This window comes from Dyella sp. EPa41 (genome assembly GCF_016586165.1).
Taxonomy (GTDB): domain Bacteria; phylum Pseudomonadota; class Gammaproteobacteria; order Xanthomonadales; family Rhodanobacteraceae; genus Dyella.
The window spans coordinates 1-3,895 of record NZ_BCPR01000139.1; the positions used below are offsets into that span (position 1 = coordinate 1).

General features: G+C 65.3%; 2 protein-coding genes. Both read left to right on the forward strand.

All coding sequences use genetic code 11. The annotated features are described in order from the left end of the window. Positions 1-497 precede the first annotated feature (497 nt). Complete coding sequence (locus JMF82_RS21660; RefSeq protein WP_236585622.1) at positions 498-2,534, forward strand: alkaline phosphatase family protein; 2,037 nt, start codon at positions 498-500, stop codon at positions 2,532-2,534. 64 nt (positions 2,535-2,598) lie between these two features. Beyond that, positions 2,599-3,066, forward strand: a complete 468-nt coding sequence (locus tag JMF82_RS21665; protein ID WP_201316594.1) for a hypothetical protein — start codon at positions 2,599-2,601, stop codon at positions 3,064-3,066. Positions 3,067-3,895: the final 829 nt, after the last annotated feature.

A 3,895-nucleotide genomic window follows, 5' to 3' on the forward strand; every position in this document is an offset into this window, starting at 1 on the left:
TGCGTCGTAGCGAAGAGGACTCAAGGCAACGTCGTTGAGCCGTGAGGGAATCTATTCGCGCCGCACCGCCGTTTTTCTCCCTCTCCCCTCCGGGGAGAGGGCTGGGGTGAGGGGTGGGTGCTCGCGGCAGAGTTGCCTCGTGCAAATGTAGGAGCGCACCCAGTGCGCGACATCAAGCGTGCCCAACCGCACGCTTTTCGCCTTCCGTGCCCACCCCGAAACCAGCAATTTCTTGCCGCAAGACCACTGCGCCGACTTTGCGATCACCGTACAGGCCCCCTGCCATCAACGCTCTTCGCATCCACGCTCGCGCAAGCTCTTTCGACGTCTTCGCACTGTCATTTTCAGCGCCATGCCTGTCGCAGAAGTGCCAAGGCATCGTCATGCAGGCGGACCAGACTCCCGGCCGGCCGTCGCGCACCAGCTTGCGTGCAGCGGCTGTAGCAGGGGGATCACTCGCGCAGTCCACACAAGGGCGACTGCAGGAGATCGAAGTCATGTTCATGACGCATGTCCGCAAGCGGTACCTGCCGTTACTCATCGGCACCCTCGCCGCCGGCCTCGCCGGCGTCGTCAATGCACAGAACACCAACGGCTCGGACCAGGACGCCAACTTCCGTGACAAAGTGCCGGCCGCGGCAACGGGTAACCGCTCGGGTCTGCCTGGTGGCATCACCGTGCTGCACAAGCCCGGCAATGGTGACGACCGCAGCGAGCGCACCACCACGCCCATCAAGCACGTCATCCTGCTGATCGGCGAAAACCGCACGTTCGACCACGTCTACGCCACCTATACGCCGCCCAAGGGCCAGAGCGTGCACAACCTGCTCTCCGAAGGCATCGTTAACGCCGACGGTACGCCGGGTCCGAATGTCGCCGCCGCGCAGCAGTGGCAGGCAAGCAGCACGGGCAAGTTCGTGCTCGCGCCCAAGCACACCACGGCCTATGCGACGTTGCCGGCGATGAACACCGGCGGCGCGCCGACCCAGGCGCCCTTCGCCTCGGCGGCGCAGGCGCAGGCGGTGGAACCCGCGTTGCCCGACGATGCCTACAGCGAACTCGCCAATGGCGGTACCGGCTTGCCCAACGAGGTGCTCGACACGCGCTTCCCCGCGATGCTGGCGAACGCACCGGTCGACATGCACGCCTCGCTCAACTACGACGACTACGCCAACAGTCCGGTGCACCGCTTCTTCCAGATGTGGCAGCAGCTGGACTGCGATGTGCACGCCGCCACCGCGAAGAACCCCAGTGGCTGCCGCAACGACCTGTTCCCGTGGGTGGAAACCACCATCGGCGCAGGCAGCAACGGCAAGCCGCTGCCGGCGAACTTCACCGAGCAGACCACCGGTGAAGGCGCCACCGCGATGCAGTTCCTCAACATCGCGCAAGGCGATGCGCCCTACTTCGCCGAGCTGGCGCGCACCTATGCGCTCAGCGACAACTTCCACCAGTCGGTGATGGGTGGCACGGGCGCCAACCACATCATGCTGGGCTTCGGTGACCTGATCTATTACGCCGACGCCAACGGCAACCCGGCGACGCCGCCAAGCAACCAGATCGAGAACCCGGATGCGCAGGCCGGCACCAACAACTGGTACGTGCAGGACGGCTACAGCGGCGGTTCCTACGTGAACTGCGCGGACGACTCGCAGCCGGGCGTGGCCGCGGTGAAGGACTACCTCAAGTCGTTGCCGTATCGCACGTTCCACGGCACCGACTGCAAGCGCAACGCGTATTACCTGGTGAACAACTACAACCCGGGCTACCTCGGTGACGGCACCCCGGCACCGCTCGGCGCCAGCCAGTTCACCATCCCGCCATCTCGCCAGGACAACCTCGCCCTGCTGCTGACGCGCCACCATGTCACCTGGAAGTACTACGGCGAAGGCTGGGCGGGCGGCAAGGAAAACGGCGAGGCCGGCACCTTCTGCAACATCTGCAACCCGTTCCTGTATTCCACGCAGGTGATGACCGATCCGAAGCTGCGCGCGAACAACCAGGACATCAACGATCTCTACAACGACATCCAGAACGACACCTTGCCCGCGGTATCCATCGCCAAGCCCGACGGCATTCTGGATGGCCATCCGGCTTCGTCGAAACTGGATCTGTTCGAAGGCTACGTGAAGAAGATCGTGGAGATGGCCAAGGCCAACCCGAAGGTGTGGAACGACACCGTCATCATGGTCACCTTCGACGAGGGCGGCGGCTACTACGATTCGGGCTACATCCAGCCTGTCGACTTCTTCGGCGACGGTACGCGCATCCCGCTGCTGGTGGTGTCGCGGTTCTCCGAAGGCGGCCGCGTGGTGCACACGTACTACGACCACGTCTCCTTCGACAAATTCGTCGAAGCGAACTGGGGCCTGCACGAGACCATCTCCAACCGCAGCCGCGACAACCTGCCGAACCCGGTCGCCCTGCCCAACAACCCCTATGTTCCGCTCAACGCGCCGGCCATCGGCAACCTGATGAACATGTTCGAGTTCGACCGCAACGGCCACGTAGCAACGGCTGAAACACAGGACTGATGGAATAGTCCGGACCCCGCCTGCACGGGCAGGCGGGGTCTTTGCCGTCGGGAGCGCCGTTGCCATGCATCCGTTTCGCCAGCCAGGTTCACATGGCCACGCCGCGGCGCGCGCACTCGCGCTGCTGGTGCTGCTCGCGGCCGCGCTGATCGGCGAGCCCGGCCATGCCGACCCTGGCGATTTTCAGGCCATGCCTGGGCTGTGGAAGATCATCACGCGGGTGATCGACCACGGCCGGCCGGGGGCGCCGCAGGAGCAATGGCGCTGCGTGGACGAGGGCCCGGATCCCTGGGTGGAGTTCGCCAACCTGCCGGTGCCCGGTTATGCGCAGTGCGAACGCTCCACGCAACATCGCAGCAGTACGGCGCTTGCGTGGACATTGAGTTGCCCGGGGCTGATGGCACCGGGTGCGCGCGGGCGTGTCGATTTCGATTCGCCGGAGCACTACACGGCGAGTGTGAGCGTGGGGGACCGGCAGGCGGTGCAGGTGGAGGGCAAGCGGTATGCGGCGTGCACGAGTCCCAAGGATTAGGGTGTCGCAGTCGCCGTAGATGTCCAGCCACTCTGTAGGAGCGCACCCAGTGCGCGACCGCCTTTCGCGCCGGTCTGCATGTTCATCGTTTTGATGGACGAAGGTTTTTGGCGTTGCACTTGTTGGCTTCCCGCGACCGGGCTCGCCTGCCGCGGGCTTCCGGCCTCCTGCCGGAGGCCGGGTCACTTTTCTTTGCTTGCTCAAAGAAAAGTAACCAAAAGAAAGAGCCCCCCGCGTGGCGCTGTCCGGGCCTGCGGCCCAGCCAGTGCGTGAGGGGCGGCCGGGCTTTTCGACCGGGCTCCTGCCCGGACGAAAAGTGCCCGACATCCGTGTCGGGCACCCCTGCGGGGCCTGCTCGTCCACCCCTCACCGCCCCACAGGGGTTGGTTGAAGGCTCGTGCCGCTGCGCGGCACATCGCGTCGCGACACCGGTGGCTGCGGTTCGTTGTGGGAGCGCACCCTGTGCGCGACCGCGGACTGACAGGGTTGCCTCGATCTGCGATCGTCGCGGCGTGTCCCGGCGCTGCGGTCGCGCACTGGGTGCGCTCCTACAGAGGTAGGGAGGAATTTCGCGAGCCCCGCCCCTCACCCCAGCCCTCTCCTCGCTCCTCAAAGCCGCGGCCATCCATGGCCGCTCCCCGCGTGCCCCAAAGGGGAGAGGGGGAAAGTGCGTGGTGCCCCATAGACTGCATCACGGCTCAGCGAAGTGGCTTTAAGTCCTCTTCGCGTCGGCGCGTGGCGGTATAGCGGCTCCGTTCGAGGTAGTAACAAGCGCATCACGGCTGGCCTCGGTCGTCCGACGCTCCTATCCCTCGTACTGCAATGAGCC